Consider the following 17,393-nt stretch of genomic DNA (forward strand, 5'->3'; position numbering starts at 1 on the left):
AGTCCCTTTTTCAAACGCCAAAAAGGAACCAAAAGGCTTTGCTCCTACGTACGGCCCTCGCAGGCTCGGGTTCCTTCGCTGCGGGATCGATCCTGGCGCAGCGGCTACGGTTTGCTGCGCTGCACCTACTTCCGCTGTGTCTGGCTGCGCCAGACGGTCGCTGCGCTCCCACGCCCGGATCAATCCCTCCGCTCAGCCTTCCGATGTCGCTGGTTAGGCAAGATCAAGATCAAAAGCACTCGAGCTGGCGCTCATTGTTGAGTGGTGAGAAGCGTGGCGTTCGGCTGGGATTTGTGGTGTGGCTGCCCCTCACCCCAGCCCTCTCCCGAGGGAGAGGGAGCCGATTTGGGGTGGCTTCGAAGTTTGCGTACGATTCGATATTCCAGGTCGGCGCAGCTCTCGCATCCACCTCGATCAGTCCCCTCTCCCTCTGGGAGTGGGCTAGGGTGAGGGGCTTTTGATTTGAAGGGCAGGCGAGCTGACACTCGGCCATTGGTTATGCGCGATTTCATGTGGGAGCTAGCCCTGCTAGCGATGCAGGCGCCGCGGTTCCGCAGTCAAATCGCGCTATCGTTCTCAATCACCAGACTGCCTCCCACAGGATTGTGCGTGGCATCGGAAGGCGCGCGAACCTGGATGATCAACAGTGCGGCGATGACCGCCGGGATCGCGCAGAAAAAGAAAATCTGCGCCACCGGTATGTGCATTGCGAGCAGCAGGCTGCCGAACAACGGCCCGAGGATCGAACCGAAGCGCCCCACGCCCAAGGCCCAGCCGGTGCCGGTGGCGCGCACGTGCGCCGGGTAGAAATTGCTGGCAAACGCATTCAGTGTCAGTTGCCCGCCGATGATGCAAAACCCGGCCGCGAACACGCAGGCCACCAGATAGCGCGGATTGTCGTGATTGAGCCCGAGCAGGATCGTGCACAGCGCCGCGCCGGCGAGCACGCCGGACAACAGGCGCACCTTGTGCTTCAAGCGGTCAGCGAACCAGGCCATGCAGATTGCGCCAAGCGTGCCGGCGAACAGGAACATCGAGGTCACCAGATTGGCTTGGTTGAGTTTCAGGCCGCTTTCCAGCAGCAGCGAAGGCAGCCAGCTGATCATGAAATACAACAAAACCAGGCTGACGAAAAATGTCGCCCAGATCAGCAGCGTCGGCCGCGCGTAGCCGTTGCGAAACAACTCGACCACCGTAAGTTTACTGCCCTGCTCGCGCGCGTTCTGCTCAACGCTGGCCACAGGCGGCTGCCAGTCCGGCAGCATCCGCGCGCTGACTTTGCGCAGTCGGGTATACGGCGGCGCGTCACGCAGCAGACGCGGCAGTGACTCCGGCAGCATCCACCACAAAAATGGAAACAGCAGCAACGGCGTGACGCCTCCAGCGAGGAAAACCGCTTGCCAGCCGAACTGGTCGATAAACCCGGCGGCGACAAATCCACCGGCCGCCCCGCCGAAGGAAAAGCCGCAGGCCGCCAGCGTCACCATCAAGGTGCGCAAGCGCGGTGGCGAATATTCCGACATCAGCGCCATGGCGCTGGGCATCGCCCCGCCCATGCCGATGCCGCAGATAAAGCGCGCGATCATCAGGCTGTTCAGCGAGTCGGCGAACACCATCAGCACCGTCAGCGTCGCGTAGATCAACACGCAGGCAAGCAGAATGCGCCGCACGCCGAAGCGGTCAGCCAGTGGCGTTACCGCGAGAGAGCCAAGGGTGAGGCCGAGCAGGTTGGCACTGAACACCGGCCCGAACGCCGATTTCTCCAGCCCCCAGTCCTGAGCCAATGCCGGTACCACGTAACCGAGCACCTGGGCGTCATAGCCATCGGTGACCAGCAGCAACGCCAGCAGGATCAAGAGCAACCATTGATAACGGGACACTGGGCGGGCGTCGAGTGCCGCGCGAAAGCTGGCAATCTGGTTGTGCATCGCAAGGTACCTGTCTTGTTTTTATGATTCCCGACGGCGCTGATCCCTTGTAGGAGTGAGCCTGCTCGCGATTGCGGTGTGTCAGGCGCGATTATTCTGACTGACACACCGCTATCGCGAGCAGGCTCACTCCTACAGGGTTACGGGGTGTCGGGCTGGTGGGCCGGATGCGCTTTGATGAATGCCGGATGTTCCGCCGCCAGCGCCGCCACCCGACGGATTTTCGGATACGCCTCAAGGCTGACATTGAAGCGCTCTGCCGCATACAACTGCGGGATCAGATACACGTCCGCCACACATGGCCATTCACCGAAACAGAAGCCACTGTCACCGATCAACTGCTCCACCGTCGCCAGGCCCTGACTGATCCAGTGGCTGATCCACTCGATCACCTGCGGCTCGTCCTGCCCCGACTGGCGCAGGCGATTGAGCACGCTGACGTTGTGCAGCGGATGCACATCGCAACCGATCACCGCCGCCACGCCACGCACTTGCGCGCGGGCGACGAGATCATCCGGCAGCAACGGCACCTGTGGATAACGTTCCTCGAGATATTCAATGATCGCTGGCGACTGAATCAGCAAGGCGCCGCCATCGGTGCGCAAGGCCGGCACCCGGCCCTGCGGATTGAGCGCCAGATACGCCGCTTGCCGATGCTCGCCGCCCGCCGGCGCGATCAGGTTGACCGGCAGCGCCTGATATTCCAGCCCCTTGAGCGCCAGCGCGATGCGCACCCGGTACGACGAGGTCGAACGGTAATAGGTATAGAGATCCATGAGCCGCTCCCGTCAGCGCGCCGCCAGCACTTTGCCGCGGCATTTGCCAAAGCCGATCGAGGCGAAACCGTCACGGGCGCAGCGTGCGCGCAGGATGATTTCGTCACCGTCTTCGAGGAACTTGCGCACCTCGCCAGACGCCAGCTCGATCGGCTTTTTGCCACCCTCGGTGATTTCCAGCAGGCTGCCGAATTGACCGCTCTCGGGGCCGGACAAGGTGCCCGAGCCGAACAGATCACCGGCCTGCAACTGGCAACCGTTGACGCTGTGATGCGCGACCATTTGCGCGACGGTCCAGTACATGTACCGAGTATTGCTGAGGGTCAGGCGATGAGCCGGCAGGTTCTGCTCGCGCATGGCTTCGGTGAGCAGCAGCACTTCCAGTTCGATGTCGAAGGCACCGCCATCCTGATCGCGTTTGTCGAACAGATACGGCAGCGGTTGCGGATCACCTTGCGGACGCGGCGGTTGCGCGGTGCGGAACGGCGCCAGTGCTTCGGCCGTTACCACCCAGGGCGACACGCTGGTGATGAAACTCTTCGACAGGAACGGCCCAAGCGGCTGATATTCCCAAGCCTGGATATCGCGCGCCGACCAGTCGTTGAGCAGGCAGAAACCGGCGATATGCTGCGCGGCATCGCCGATGGCAATCGAGTCGCCCATCTCATTGCCTTGGCCGATCCAGATGCCCAGTTCCAGCTCATAGTCCAGGCGCGCGCAGGGACCGAACACCGGCTCGGTCTGACCGGCCGGCAGCGTCTGGCCCTTCGGCCGCCGCACGTCGGTGCCGGATACACGCACGGTCGAGGCGCGGCCGTGATAGCCGATCGGTACGTGCTTGTAGTTGGGCAGCAACGGATTATCGGGGCGGAACAGTTTGCCGACGTTTTGCGCGTGTTCGATGCCGACATAGAAGTCGGTGTAGTCGCTGATGCGTGCTGGCAGGTGCATCTGGCAATCGGCGGCCAGAGGCAACAGTTTCCCCCCCTGCGCTTCAATGCTGCCGCGCAGGGTGCTGCCTTCGCTGAACAGTTCCAGCAGGCGCGAACGCAAGGCAATCCGCGCCTCACTGCCGAGTTCGAAAAACGCGTTCAACTGGCCGCCGTGCATGGCTTCAACGGCACTGCGCGCCGCACCGTCGAACAGCCCGGCTTCAAGCGCCACTTGCAGATCGAAGATGTGCTCGCCAATCGCAACGCCGGCGCGCGGCGCCGCACCGTTGCTGCTGAACACGCCGAGGGGCAGGTTCTGCAACGGGAAATCGGCGTGGCCGTTAGCTGAAGCGACCCAACTGCGGGTGATGGAATTCTGCGTCATGGGTTATCTCCGGGTCGGGTCGAACGTGGCGGGCAGCGTGGCCCAGCAGGCGTCGTAAGAAAGTTGCAGTTGCGGGCAGTCGAGGGCGAAGCGGCTTGGGCGCAGTACCTGGCTGGTCTCGAACATGAAGGCCATGGTGTTATCGATCTTCGCCGGTTTGAGTTCAGCATTGATCGCTTTGGTGCAGGTTTCGCCATCCGGCCCGTGGGCGCTCATGCAGCTGTGCAATGACGCGCCGCCCGGCACGAAGCCCTCGGCCTTGGCATCGTATTCGCCCTGGATCAGGCCCATGAATTCGTTCATCAGGTTGCGGTGGAACCACGGCGGACGGAAGGTGTTTTCGGCGACCATCCAGCGCGGCGGGAAAATCACGAAGTCGAGATTGGCCAAGCCGTGCACGCTGGTTGGTGAGGTCAGCACGGTGAAGATCGACGGATCGGGATGATCGAAGCTGACCGTGCCGATCGTGTTGAAGCGGCGCAGATCGTATTTGTACGGCACGTTGTTGCCGTGCCAAGCGACCACATTGAGCGGCGAGTGATTGAGTTCCGTGGCCCACAACTGGCCAAGGAATTTCTGCACCAGCGTGGTCGGTTGCTGCAGGTTTTCGTAAGCGGCGACCGGGCTGAGAAAATCCCGCGGATTGGCCAGGCCATTGCTGCCGATCGGCCCCAGGTCCGGCAGGCGCAGCGGCGCGCCGTGGTTTTCGGCGATATAACCTCGCGCCTGCGCGTCGAGCAATTCGACGCGGAATTTCAGACCGCGCGGCAGCACGGCGATCTCCAACGGTGCGACGTCGAGCACGCCCAATTCAGTGGCGATGCGCAGGCGACCGAGCTGCGGCACCAGCAACCATTCACCGTCAGCATTGAAGAACACGCGCTCCATCGAACGGTTGGCGAGGTAATTGTAGATGCTGATCCCGGCCGGTTTTTCCGCGCTGGCGTTGGCGGCCATGCTTACCAGTCCGTCGATGAAATCGGTCGGTTCGGCGGGTATATCCAGCGGGTTCCAGCGCAGGCGATTGGGCGTCACTTCGCCCAGCGGGCCGCCAGCGATTTGCCGCTCGAGTTTGGCGAAGGCCGGGTGATTGGCTGACGGCTGAATCCGGTACATCCAGGTCCGCCGCGCTTCGCTGCGGGCCATGGTGAACGCGGTGCCGGAGAACAATTCGGTGTAGAGGCCATACGGGGCTTTTTGCGGGGAGTTCTGGCCAACGGGCAGCGCGCCGGGCAACGCTTCAGAGCTGAATTCGTTGCCGAACCCGGACTGATACGCCAAGGCCTGAGCGGTTGAATCGGAGTTCATGGAGCCTCCTGAACAGGGAGTCGGCAGTGGCCCATCGCTCTGGCTCAGAGGTCTCGGCACGCCGGGGTTGTTATTATCGTAATCTGATTACGCATAACGTAATTTGCTCGCTATCCAGCGTCAAGCTATAAAGACGCCCATTCGAACCGGAACCGCCAGCCCCATGGAAAAAACCAGCGACAGCAACGGCAAACAGAAAGTCCGCTCCGCCGAGGTCGGCACCGACATCCTCAAGGCGCTGGCCGAGTTGTCGCCGTCGACGTCATTGTCGCGCCTGGCCGAGCACGTGCAGATGCCGGCGAGCAAGGTGCATCGCTATCTGCAAGCATTGATCGCCTCGGGTTTTGCCGAGCAGAACGCTGCGACCAACCATTACGGTCTGGGCCGGGAAGCGCTGCGCGTCGGCCTCGCCGCCCTCAACAGCATGGACGTGCTGAAAGTCGCCGCCCTGCCCTTGTCCGAGTTGCGCGACGAACTCAATGAAACCTGCTTTCTGGCGGTATGGGGCAATCAAGGCGCAACCGTGGTGCACATCGAACCGGCGGTGCGCGCGGTGACGGTGGTCACCCAATTGGGCTCGGTGCTGCCACTGCTCAGTTCCTCGACCGGACTGGTGTTCAGCGCCTACCTGCCGCACCGGGAAACCGATGACTTGCGCGAAATGGAAGTCGCCGCCGCCGAGCATCCGCTCAAGGACCAAAAGGCTTACATCACGCTGTGCGAACAGATCCGTGCACGCGGCCTGCATCATGTGCACGGTTTGCTGATGCCGGGAGTGGATGCGTTGTCGGCGCCGGTGTTCAACGCCGTCGGACAGATCGCCGCGGTGCTGACCATTGTCGGCCCGACTTCGCTGTTCCACGCCGACGAAAACGGCCCGGCGGCGCAGCGGTTGCTGGCGGCGACGCGGGCCGTGAGTTGGCGAATGGGGTACGAAGGTTAAGACCGAGGCAATGAGCGCTCGAACATGATCAATGAACCGTGGTTTTACTCAGCCCGAAATCGGCGCTTTCCATGATGGTCGCGAAGATTCCGGTCAGCGTTTCCTTGAGGTCTGGCTCGCCGGTGTAATACGTGACCAGTTCAGCCACTGTTCGCGCGTCTTCGAACAGACTGAAAAACGACCGTTGCACATGGGTCAGCTGTTTGACCGGTGCACCTGCCGCCGCTGCCTGGCCCAGGGTGAGCAGCCCGATCATAGCTTCCTGTACATGCCCCAGTGCGGCGGAATAATCACCCCGTCTGTGCGACTGTGACGCATCATAGATGCTCTTCATCATCTGCACGGCCACCACCACCGTGCCGACCGGCGGCACCAACAGACTGACGATGCCAGCGGCTTTGATCACGTTGTCGTAAACAAGACCGGCGATGACCTCGTTCAGGCTGACAGTGCGTTCGTCGATATCACTCAACACGCGGCGCACGCGCTCATCATGAAAAGTGATCAGGTCAGGCAGCTTCGCGCGGTTCTGGGTGCCGACGGCCCGCCTTTCATCAACCGTGGCAACAAGCCTGTCAAAATAATCGCTGATTACTTTTTGATCAACGAGCAGTATCCGATCGCTGAAATACTCCCTGAATGGTCCGTATCGAAAACGGATGGAGGGAATGAAGTCTGCAATTGGGCGGAAGCTGACAAGGTCTGGCGCATCAGGCGTGTAGAGCAGGTTGACAAAGCCCGAAGTCAACTTCAGACGGAATATATACACACCGCCGACTGTGCGGTCATGCTCCACGGTCAAACCCAGCGAATCGATATTGAATTTGTATAAGCCTTCGTCGCCTTCGAACGTATTATTCGCGATGGACTGATAGCCGCCGCTCTCCTTCAAACCATCAATGACCCGCTGGACGGCTGAAAAGGCCTCAGTCGACAACCTACCGTTGATATAGTCTGAAACCGCGTTGCAGTTCATCTCACAGCGAATCTTCCGGGCGTGTACAGCGCGTTTGAATGCATAACCAGGGTGAGCCTTGTCCTGATATTGCGCCCTTAGCATCGCGCTATACTTGTCACCTGGACGAAAGGTTTTCGACAGCGAGGAAAGGTCGCGGATATCCAGTTTTTCAATGGCCGGGTGTCCACCCAACAGATAATACTTTGGGCTGGACTTCGTTTCGTAGGCAGGGTGTACCGCTTCAAATGCCAACCCTTCAACCAAGAGGTCGGTAACACTCTTACGAAACTCTTCTGTCTGGACGATTATCTGATCAGGATTGACCGTAACGATGGTCCCCCGACTGCGCAAGATTTCTTCTATCTGCGCTTTTACCGAGTCATAGGTGAATTGCTCGAACGTTGGAAAACCGTTTTCTCGCGCCTCTACCGTGGAGAGCGCCTTGAGTTCCGTGGTTAACCGGGAATAACGCCTGCGGCCTGCAATTCCCAGCGCTCGGTAAGTGGCCGGTGCAATTGCCTTGTGCAAGGCAATCTCGGCGCGATAAGCGACGTTGACGTAGTCGAGCAAGGGGGCGTTGGGGTTCAGAGAAAGATCGGCCAGACTGTAATCGAGCGTGTACTTGTAAGTTATTCCGGTGCGCGCACTACCCAGCAATTCACCCGCTTCGTGCAGATAGTCCGGATGGATTGCCAGCGCCGCATATTCGCGATTTGCCGATAGCACCGATTCCAGCCAGCGATTCGCCGCGTAAATCCCAGAAAACTTTCGAAATTTGAAATCGCCGTCAGGCGATTTGAAAAATATCAGCAACGGTGAGTATCCATTAGCCGAAATAACCAGGACGTCCTTTAACGCTGGTCTCTGTAACCTGATTTTCAAGCCCTGCAGGATGATCGACGGATCATTGGCCATCGCACGGGAAACAACGTTCAAATCATTTGCATCCAATTCTCCAGCGTGACGAGCGACAAAAGCTGCAAACTCCATCTGGCTAAATAGATAGTTCCGGTAAGCCTGTTGATAATCGACCGAGGGTGAGGACGGAAAGCTCTCTGTAAACTGAAGGCGCAAGTTGCGATTCTCCAACCACTGTTCAAGCGCAACCGCCGTCAGCCGGCTTCCGCGGGGTGCATCCACCAGGCGGATAATCGCTTTATGAGCATCATCATGCAAACCGAAGACAATGAACTCCGTCAGTGTGCGAGTTTCCTCCTGCACAATGGTTCGACCGGCAACTTGCATGGAGTAGGAACTGTGAACACTAATGTTTTCCGGATCCAGTCGTTCTCCGAGGACTCTTTCCGCCCACTCGGAAAATGTGCGCAAGACGAAGTCCTTGAACGAAAAACATGTGTTGAAAACGGTCTCAAAATCGACTTGGTATTTATCCCTGGATGTTTCGAGCTCTGTATAACGCTTTTGAATATCGCTGCCGGCGCCTTTAAGCCAAAGCGGCCAGTCGGTGCGCTTCAAAGCTGCCCACAGAAGATGGAAGCGGCTGTTGATGCCGTAACGCAACACATGCATGCCTTGATTTTCCTGCAGTACGGAAGTCAGCGTTTGTTGCAGTTGCTCACGGCCAGCTATAAAAGCCGTTACACTCTCGAGTTGACCCTGAAGATGGACTTCAACGCAGAACGCATGAGGGCTTCGCGTGGCGTTGAGATACTTTATTTGGCTGCTATCCAGATACAATCGAGCTTGTAATTTGCTGTGCAGATCAATGTTTTTGTCAAAATACTCAAAGCCTTTTTCCAGCGTATGCAGGAGGTAAGAGGTTGACTCATTGACCAATTTCATTTCTGCTTCTGGACGTTCGGCATTGTCCAGAACAAAACAGGGCTGAAGCAAATCGAGATAATCCGGTGTTGGTTGCTGAATGACTTCGTACACCCCTTGACCGGTTGCCGTATCAAGCAGCGAAGCAAATCGCTCGCCCAGATAACCATCGAAATTTTGCGCCATGCCCGATAGCGATAATTCTGCGCTCGTCACCAGGCCGTAAGCCTGAATAAACGCCTGCTTGTTGGTCAGCGACGCATTTTCTAGACGAGTAGAGCTCACCGCGGCAGCCCAGAATGTCTGGAGTTCGGTGCGCAGGTTATTTTCCAGGCCAGCAGACAAAGCCGAGACCATATCCTGCACGATATGAACGTTGAGACCGTCGACTTTGAATTGATCGCTGAAGGTATCGGGCAGGAAAAACACCCCGTCATCACCTGCGTTCCAGGCAGGGACCACGTTATTATCGAGACAGTAAAGTGTTACCTCCCAAAGAGTACCCGAAGGACGATTTACACTGGCAGGTAGAGATGTACCGGTATTGACGTAGACATTGTCGATATCAATATCCTTGCCCAAGCGCTGTAACTCGGCGACGAGCGTTTTGCGCAAAATATCTTGTACAGTCGGTATTGCCTCGATAATTGCGAACAACTCGTCTTTGGCACGCTGGGCTTTTTCCCATTCTTCGACCCAGGTTACCTGCTCACCGATTGAATGACGCATTAAACTCTTGAATAGATTACTCATATCGCTTCCTTGTTTACTATCCATAACTGCGAATGCAGCATCTGACGATAGATACAAGGTAGATTTTCTTCTCACCAATAAGAAGCCTGAATAGATTACAAACCATGCCCAACAAAAAGAAACGTCAACTTCCAATTGCGACGACGAGCACAACTTTAATCAAGTATCCCCACTGCCTTTGCTTTCGCCACCGCTTGGGTGCGGCGTTCCACACCCAACTTTCCATTTATTCGCCTTGCGTGGGTTTTTACAGTATGCAAGGAAATAAACAGGTGTTCGGCAACTTCCTGATTAGAGAGTCCCTGCGCAATCAGCACCAGTACTTCGCGTTCACGGCGGCTAAGTCCTGGCAATAGATTAACTTCCCCGGATGCTGAAGCAGGAACAGCCGTGGCCGATGCGGTGGCTGCCTCACCTCGGCGTAATTGCCATTCCCTTATGGCTTGATGCAAATGACATTGTTCAACAAGCACCCGCGCCCGCTCCAAGGATTGCTGCGCCATGGTGCTATCGCCGACGGACTCCGCCAGTTGGGCAACAGCCAGCAGTAATTCCGTTTCCGCCGCCAACATGCCCTGTGTCCGGGCTCGTTTTAATAGAGATTCTATTGCCGGGATACAGGTTCGATCCGGGCTCAACTGCATACGTGCGCAAGCCAGCAGGTATTCGATACGGGTAATCAATTCGAATGTCGCCGGAGGCGCCTGCAGAGCAGCAGGGCCGCGGTAATGCCGCAACAGCCGCCCTAACGCTTCATGTGCCAGTTGCGGTCGGCCTTGCTGCAACCAGAACTGGCTACTGACCTGCAGCACGACACCGCGATAGACCGTCTCGGGAATCTGTCGCTGCTGCATGACCCTTTCAGCCTCGCGCAAGCGTTCGAACGCGCCGGCGTAATCGCCACGATTGCCTGCCAGCTGAGCTTGCCCCAGGTAGCCATACAACACCCGCTTGTCTTCACTGCGCAGGCAGTCCTCCAGGCCTTGGCTGAACAGATCTGCAGCCTGCTCGTCACACCCCATGCATAGCGCCAGCCGGCCTCGCCGCAGCGCGATTCTTCCGAGCAGGGGCGTGGGCGTCACCCTGCGCTGACGCAGCAAATGCTCGATCTCCATGAGCAGACTTTCAGCACGTACAGGGGCGCCCCGCTGCTCCAGCCATTGGGCGTGGTCGAGCTCAAGCAAGCCTTCGAACAGCAATGAGCCGTGAGCGCGTGCCAGGCACAGTGCCTCACGGTTGATGGCGTGGGCCTGATCGAGCTCACCACACAGCAGTGCTTGTTGAGTCAGCCCGGACAGGCATAACAAGCGCGCTTGCCAGGCACCGGGAGCCAGCGCTGCCAACGCTTCGTGAAAACACACGCGCGCCATTTCCATCTGCCCTTGCAAGTGACAAAGCCAGCCTTGTTGCGCCTGCCAGCGCGCGAGCAACTGCTGCTCCAGATGCGCCGAAGGCTGCGGCATGAAGCGGGACAACCGGGCCATGCATTGCGCGGCCTGTTCGAAGCGCCCGGCGAAAAGCAGTGCGCCAGTGACCAGACCAATCAGTTGCGGAGTCACCAGGGTCAGTTCCTGGCTCTGTTGCTCATGGAACCGCAATAACAGCACAACCGTCCGGTCCTCAAACAAGTCCTCAAAACTGAAATGCTGCAACAGGCTCGCGGCGGTTTCATATTCTTCGGCCAGCAGCGCATGTTCAAATGCCGCTCGCCAATCCTGCGCTGCGCTGAACCACTGACAGGTTCGCCGGTGCCAGGAGCGCGCGCAGGGCCAATTTGACTCGCGCATGATTCGCGACAAGGGTGGGAAGATCTGCTGCCAATCGGCGCAGTCGTTCCACGGTTCGATGAAGCAGCCAAGCACTTGCAGATCATGCAGAAGCTGCGCGCCCTCACCGGCGCCAAACAAATGCTCACACAGTTGCGCATTGAACCGCGGCAGATGGACCAGCACACGCCATGCCTCGGCCTGCTCCGGCGTCAGACTGCTGAACAGTTCGTGTTGCAGGTAATCCAGCAACGTGTCGACACGCTGCCTGGACTCAAGGTGTTGCGACCAGTCGCACTTTTGCAGAAGCAGCATGCGCACGCCGGCGCACCAACCGCCGGTGCGCTGGACAATGCGAGCAGCGACAGTGTCGGCCTTATCTGGCGACAAGTGACGCAGCACCGACGCCACTTCATCGCGCGTCAACGCAAGGCTGGCGCGCTCACATTCAAACAGTTCGTCATCAAGCAAAAGGCGCGGCCAGTTGCACTGCGGTCGACGGCGAGTGCTGATCCACCAGCCAAGCGCCGGACTGCTGATCGCGAGCAAGCGATCCAATAAAGCATCCAGCGCCGGGTCCGGCAGGCGACAGTAATCATCGATAAACAACGCCGTGGGCCTGGACCAATTTGCCAGCGCCGCGCACAGCCCTGACTCACCAAGGTCTTCGTCCAGTCCCAACGCAAGGGCCAGGTGCAGGCAGAACGCCTCACGACTGAGCGTTGCGCCCGCCAGTGGCAGCCAGATCGCTTCGCTGTCCACACGCACCTGGAGCAAACACTCGGCAAACAGCGCGGTTTTGCCGCTGCCCGCCGGTGCACAGACCAACCTGACCCGCGCCGTCGACGCCAACAACGGTTCGCTCAACCGGCTGCGAAACTGGTGATGAGAAGAAAGCCTGGGCAAAAAACCGGGTCGATCCAGGCAGGGCGTCATGGCGGTCATCGGCTGGGCCTTTTTATCATTGTGCCGTCACCCTAGCCCTCTCCCGGACACTTGTTGATAAACATTCAGCGCGCTGATTGCCGGCCATAAAAAAGGCGACCGTGCGGTCGCCTTTTGTACTGACAGGGTATCGAAACCGTTACCGTACGCCCTCGGCGCGCAAGGCCGATGGTGTGTAGTCGGCAGCCTTGGCTTCGAAGCCGAACTCGAAACTGTGCTTCTCTTCGTTCTTCATCCCCAGCGCGATGTAGCGGCCGGCAATGATGTCGTAGAGGGCTTCGAGGGTATAAGCCTGGGTCTGGTGGTCGTAGTAATACTGCGAGTGACCTTCAGCAACGCGCCACAGTTGCCCACGTCCATCGTAGTGATCGGCCAGCGCGACCTGCCAGCTGTCTTCGTCGATGTACATGTGGCGTTTGGCGTAGATGTGGCGTTCGTTCGGCTTGACCGTGCCGATCACTTCCCAGACCCGGTGCAGTTCATAACGGGTAAGGTCCTGATTGATGTGGCCCGCCTTGACGATGTCGTCGTACTTGAGTTTTGGCGAGTCGAGCTTGTAGCTGTTGTACGGGATGTACATTTCCTTCTTGCCGACCAGTTTCCAGTCATAGCGATCCGGCGCGCCGGAGAACATGTCGAAGTTGTCGGAAGTACGCAGACCGTCGGCGGCGGTGCCCGGGCCGTCATAGGCGACTTGCGGGGCGCGTCGGACGCGGCGTTGTCCGGCGTTGTAGATCCAGGCCAGACGTGGTTCCTTCACCTGATCGAGGGTTTCATGCACCAGCAGCACGTTACCGGCCAGACGTGCCGGCGCGGTGACCGACTGCTTGAAGAAGGTCAGCACGTTGGCGGCTTTTTCCGGATCGAGTTCCTTCATCAACTGCGGCACCGCCACCTCTTCTTCGAAGCGGATCGGCGTGTAGCTGCCGTTGGTCTGCGGCGTGACCTGGGTGATGATCCGCCGCAGGTTGCCGCCGTGATAGCGGGTGATGTGGTTCCACAGAACCTCGACACCGTTCTTCGGAATCGGGAAGGCGTAGTAGCGATTACCGGTGAAGTTCGCCAGGCCGTTGCCGTCGTTGATCGAGGTTACGTTCAACGCGCTGCGTTTGGCCGATTCGTAGATCTCCGCCGGCGCGCCCACCGTGCGATGCGTCGGGTAGACCGGGATTTTGTAGGTTTCCGGGTAGCGTTTGAACATCGCTACCTGACCGTCGGACAGCTTGCTCTTGTGCTGCTCGACGTTGGCCGCGGTGATGGTGAACAGCGGCTTTTCATTGGCGAACGGGTCAGCGAGGAAACCCTTGCTGTCCACCGCACCGGCGTTTTTCGCGATGCCGCCAGTCCAGGCCGGGATCGAACCATCGGCATTGCCGGCCTTCTCAGCGCCGAGCGGGGTCAGGCTGGTGCCAAGTTTGTTCGCTTCGTCCGGCGACACCGCCGCCATTACATTGGCCGCCAGCAGACTCAGGGCCAGCACGCCACATTGCAGAATCATTTTGCGCATTGCATTCATCCTTCTCGGGCAGATCAGAAGTTCACACCGAAGCTCAAAGCGACGAAGTCACGGTCCTCAAGCACGTTGTAGTCACCACCGAAGAAGTCGGTGTAACTGAGGCTCGCGGTGTAGGTGTTGCGGTAGTCGGCATCGACGCCGACGCTGATCGCTTTCGCGCCTTCGTTGAACAGGCCGTTGGGGCCATAACCGGCGACGTCGTGCGACCACGACAGGTTGGGTTTGAAGTTGACGCCGCCGATCACGTTGGCGTAATCGAGAATGGCCCGGGCGCGATAGCCCCACGAGGTCGAGGTGACGAACCCGTCGGTGTCGCCACCGAAACCGTATTGCCCGTAGACCGAATCGCGGCCGTAACGCAGGTCACTGCGCGACTCCAGCCCACCGACGTGTACCACCGCCGCTTCGCCGACCACAGTCAGGCGTTCCGCGCCCAGGACCTGATCGAAGAAGTGCGTCAGCGTGCTCTGCACCTGCGTGACTTCCTTGCGGCGATAGCCCTTGTTGTCGGCACCCGGCGAGGTCGCGAGTGGCGAAGCACTGCCGCCGGCAATCGGATTGACCAGCGCCAGGGTCAGGTCGTTGGTGTTGACCTGCACCGGGGCGTTGGGCCGGTAGCTGATCTCGCCAGTCCATGCGGTACCGGTAGGCAGCGTGGTGGAAAAGCTTGCACCGTAGAGCCGAATGTCTTCGGGGTATTCGAGGTAATACTGGCCGCGTCCGAGCATCACGCTTTGCGCCAGCCCCGCACCGCTGCCCGGCGCCAGACGGTTGGCAATGCCGACCATGCCGGGCAATGCTGCAAGCGTCGACAAGCCCGCAGTAGTGGTGCCTACAGTCGGCGTGCGGCTGTGGTAATTCATGAAGTAGAGACCGTACTCAGTGTCTTCGCCGAGCCAGCGCAGCGCCGTGCCCCACTGCCCGGAATCGCGCGCATCGCGATCGCCACCACGGGGAGTGACCACACCCTCGCGGGTCACCTGAATGCCTTGGCCAAACGCAGTGGTCAGCGGCACCAGTGGCGCCACCGCCGGGCTGCCGACGGTGTAGCCGTTGTTGCAGCCATCCGCTGCGACATCGACACCGAAGAAGGTGCCGCAGTTGTCGAGAACGGTCTGGTCCCACTCCAGTTGATAAAAACCTTCAACCGAGAGTTTGTCGGTCAGGCTCTGCGAGCCGAACAGCATGTTGACCGGAATCAGACCTTCCTTGATCTCCGCACCGGGGCGGCGAAACGCCGAGACATCGATCGGGTTGATGCTGTTGATCGAGTTACCGATGAAGGTACTTTCGCCCCAGCTCACGACTTGCTTGCCCGCCCGCACAGTGCCCGGCAGATTGGCGATGGCGTAGTTGTGATAAACGAAGGCATCGAGAATCTGCGCGCCAGAGGACTTCGCGCCTTCCTTGCGGCCGCTGTCACTGATCTGTTTGAACTCGCGGTCTTCATCCTTGAGTTCGAAGTCGTACCAGTACTTGCCACGCACGAACACGCCGGTATCGCCGTACTTGAGCTCGAGGTCGTGGATGCCTTTGAAGATCTTCGAGAAGGTCTCGCCTTTCTTGAAGTTCAAGCGTCCGTCATCACCGGTCGAGGATTGCCCGGTGCCGCCGTTGACCGTGCCGACCAGCGAGCGGTCGGCATCGCGCATGCCCCAGCTGGCGCCGATCGACAGGGACGAGTCGAAGGTGCCTTCGATTTCGCCGATGTTGAATGCAACCGCTTGCGCCTGGGCGCAGCAGCCCAAAGCCACCGCAGCAGCCAGCGCCTGCGGTGTGAAGATGGCGCGCATTGTTGTTTTTGTCATGCGTCTTCCCCGGTGAGTGACAGAAGGCCCCACCCTACTGCCGCACCATCGCGTCGATAAGCGCACCAAGGAGGTATTTGCGTTGTCGCTCGAAAGGATGAATGCCCGCGCACCGCGGGGCATTGCGCTGCTCATGGACCGGCTGGATGAACGATCATCAGCGCCGCGCATGGTGCCTTTCAGAGCACGACACTGTTACATGCTCCGCAACAGTGCATGTCCGGAATCGGTATTTTTCCTACAGACCCAACGCCGTATTCTGGGCACGCTTTCACGGGATCCCGTAAAGCATCAAGCACTGACTTTTGAGCCAATCGGGCATTGCTAACAGATTTCAGGTCAATCGAAGGCTTCGGTTGATCGCCCCGCTGTTCACTGACGTTGATTTGTAGCTCCTTGATCCAACGTCTTGCCTTGGCCGCTGCGTTTGCAGCGGCCTTTTTTATGGCTGGTGAAAAGTCCAGGCGTTCGGGATGCAAAAAACCCCGAACGCAGCGTGGGACATTTCCTGACGCTTAGAAGAATTATCCACGCGTTTTCACTAATCGACGAAAGCGCTCTCCAGACAACGCCCTTTTACTGACGGGCTTCTTAGAATCGGTCACCGCAACTCTGATGTAACTTGAAACACCTCAACCCTTCGCTGGTGACACGGACGTCACCACCGGCCGGCCGTGCTGAGTTACCAGCGAACTACCACGCACATTCAAAAGGACATGAATATGCAAAAGCCCCCGACATGGGAGTTGACCGAAGCGGTCCATACGACAGCGGTTGCGCCCATCCACATTCCAGTTGCTTCTGGAACATCAACGACGATTCCGAACAGCGGCATGTTCGGCCCGCACAATTTCGGTCCACAGAACCTGGTGGTCGCTAATTTCAAAACGATAGAAGCGACCAAGGCTGCATTCGCGCAGGAATATCAGAACCGAGCCCAGCAACTGCCGCAGACGCTGGAATTTGAACTTGCAGCAACAAGGCTGGAAGGTACGCCCCATCCGCTTCCACCCGCGGACTCGCTCGTTCGCGAACTGGGAGTTCGCGCGACACTGCTGCAGCGAAAAAACGCAGAGTTTCAGCAAAAAACGGCTTTGGCCAATCGATTTTATGGCAGCGATCCGCTCGACAAAAAGCTGATCGATTTTTATCAAAAAGCGGTCACCCTGCAAAATCCGGTAATGCCGGGCGGGATAGCAATACAAGCCTGGACCGCCTCCTACAGAGCGGCCCATGACGCCCGCTTGCTGGCGCAAGCAATCCAAATGCTCAACCAGCAGCAAATCAACGTGCAGAACTGGCTGGCCACGGTTCAGGCCAACGACCGCGCGCAAGCGGCTGCCGCACAAGCGCAGCGACTGGCAGCGGAACGCGTGCGGATTGCCGCTGAACAGCAACGTCAGAGAGAACTTGCCGAAGCTGCACGCAGAGATCAGGCGCAAATTCTGGCCCGTGAACAGGCACGACTTGCTGCGATGGCAGAGGCTCAACGTCTGGCAGTCGAACAAGCGCGACTGGCTGCCGAAGCGGCGCAGAGACATATTGCCGCCGAGCAGTCGAGACTCGCCGCAGAAGCGCAACGACTACGCCAGA

General features: G+C 58.9%; 11 protein-coding genes. 2 read left to right on the forward strand and 9 right to left on the reverse strand.

Features of this window, described 5'->3' with window-relative positions; all coding sequences use genetic code 11:
• Window positions 1-557 precede the first annotated feature (557 nt).
• The 4 genes from J3P75_RS23110 to hmgA form a co-directional block, all read right to left on the reverse strand.
• Complete coding sequence (locus J3P75_RS23110) at window positions 558-1,928, reverse strand: MFS transporter (protein WP_434708312.1); 1,371 nt, start codon at window positions 1,926-1,928, stop codon at window positions 558-560.
• Between the two features lie 140 nt (window positions 1,929-2,068).
• A complete protein-coding gene (gene maiA, locus J3P75_RS23115) occupies window positions 2,069-2,704 on the reverse strand; it encodes a maleylacetoacetate isomerase (protein WP_434708313.1) in 636 nt (211 codons plus the stop codon).
• Between the two features lie 12 nt (window positions 2,705-2,716).
• Window positions 2,717-4,021 (reverse strand): fumarylacetoacetase, encoded by a 1,305-nt coding sequence (gene fahA / locus J3P75_RS23120; protein ID WP_434708314.1) that lies wholly within the window; start codon window positions 4,019-4,021, stop codon window positions 2,717-2,719.
• Window positions 4,022-4,024: 3 nt separating this feature from the next.
• Window positions 4,025-5,329, reverse strand: a complete 1,305-nt coding sequence (gene hmgA / locus J3P75_RS23125; RefSeq protein WP_434708315.1) for a homogentisate 1,2-dioxygenase — start codon at window positions 5,327-5,329, stop codon at window positions 4,025-4,027.
• Between the two features lie 163 nt (window positions 5,330-5,492).
• On the opposite strand from hmgA, the gene J3P75_RS23130 reads away from it, so the two are divergent.
• Window positions 5,493-6,272: an IclR family transcriptional regulator gene (locus J3P75_RS23130; RefSeq protein WP_434592214.1), complete on the forward strand. Its 780-nt coding sequence runs from the start codon at window positions 5,493-5,495 to the stop codon at window positions 6,270-6,272.
• Between the two features lie 28 nt (window positions 6,273-6,300).
• Here J3P75_RS23130 and J3P75_RS23135 read toward each other — a convergent pair whose 3' ends face one another.
• Both J3P75_RS23135 and J3P75_RS23140 read right to left on the reverse strand, forming a co-directional pair.
• Window positions 6,301-9,765, reverse strand: a complete 3,465-nt coding sequence (locus tag J3P75_RS23135) for a dermonecrotic toxin domain-containing protein (protein ID WP_434708316.1) — start codon at window positions 9,763-9,765, stop codon at window positions 6,301-6,303.
• A gap of 155 nt (window positions 9,766-9,920) precedes the next feature.
• Window positions 9,921-11,717 (reverse strand): LuxR C-terminal-related transcriptional regulator, encoded by a 1,797-nt coding sequence (locus J3P75_RS23140; protein ID WP_434708317.1) that lies wholly within the window; start codon window positions 11,715-11,717, stop codon window positions 9,921-9,923.
• Here J3P75_RS23140 and J3P75_RS23145 point away from each other — a divergent pair.
• Window positions 11,706-12,092 carry a hypothetical protein gene (locus tag J3P75_RS23145; RefSeq protein ID WP_434708319.1) on the forward strand — a complete coding sequence of 129 codons (387 nt, stop codon included), beginning with the start codon at window positions 11,706-11,708 and terminating at the stop codon, window positions 12,090-12,092. The genes J3P75_RS23140 and J3P75_RS23145 overlap by 12 nt on opposite strands.
• A gap of 523 nt (window positions 12,093-12,615) precedes the next feature.
• Here J3P75_RS23145 and J3P75_RS23150 read toward each other — a convergent pair.
• The 3 genes from J3P75_RS23150 to J3P75_RS23160 all read right to left on the reverse strand — a co-directional run bounded on the left by J3P75_RS23150 (window position 12,616) and on the right by J3P75_RS23160 (window position 17,341).
• Window positions 12,616-13,983, reverse strand: coding sequence for a DUF1329 domain-containing protein (locus J3P75_RS23150; RefSeq protein ID WP_434708321.1), 1,368 nt, complete (start codon window positions 13,981-13,983; stop codon window positions 12,616-12,618).
• Between the two features lie 23 nt (window positions 13,984-14,006).
• On the reverse strand, window positions 14,007-15,800 hold the full coding sequence (locus tag J3P75_RS23155; RefSeq protein ID WP_434708322.1) for a DUF1302 domain-containing protein: 1,794 nt from the start codon (window positions 15,798-15,800) through the stop codon (window positions 14,007-14,009).
• A gap of 809 nt (window positions 15,801-16,609) precedes the next feature.
• The gene (locus J3P75_RS23160; protein ID WP_434708323.1) at window positions 16,610-17,341 is read right to left on the reverse strand and encodes a hypothetical protein; all 732 of its coding nucleotides are present in this window, start codon (window positions 17,339-17,341) and stop codon (window positions 16,610-16,612) included.
• Between the last annotated feature and the right edge of the window lie 52 nt (window positions 17,342-17,393).

The sequence above is a fragment of the Pseudomonas sp. R1-1 genome (genome assembly GCF_051132135.1).
Lineage (GTDB): Bacteria > Pseudomonadota > Gammaproteobacteria > Pseudomonadales > Pseudomonadaceae > Aquipseudomonas.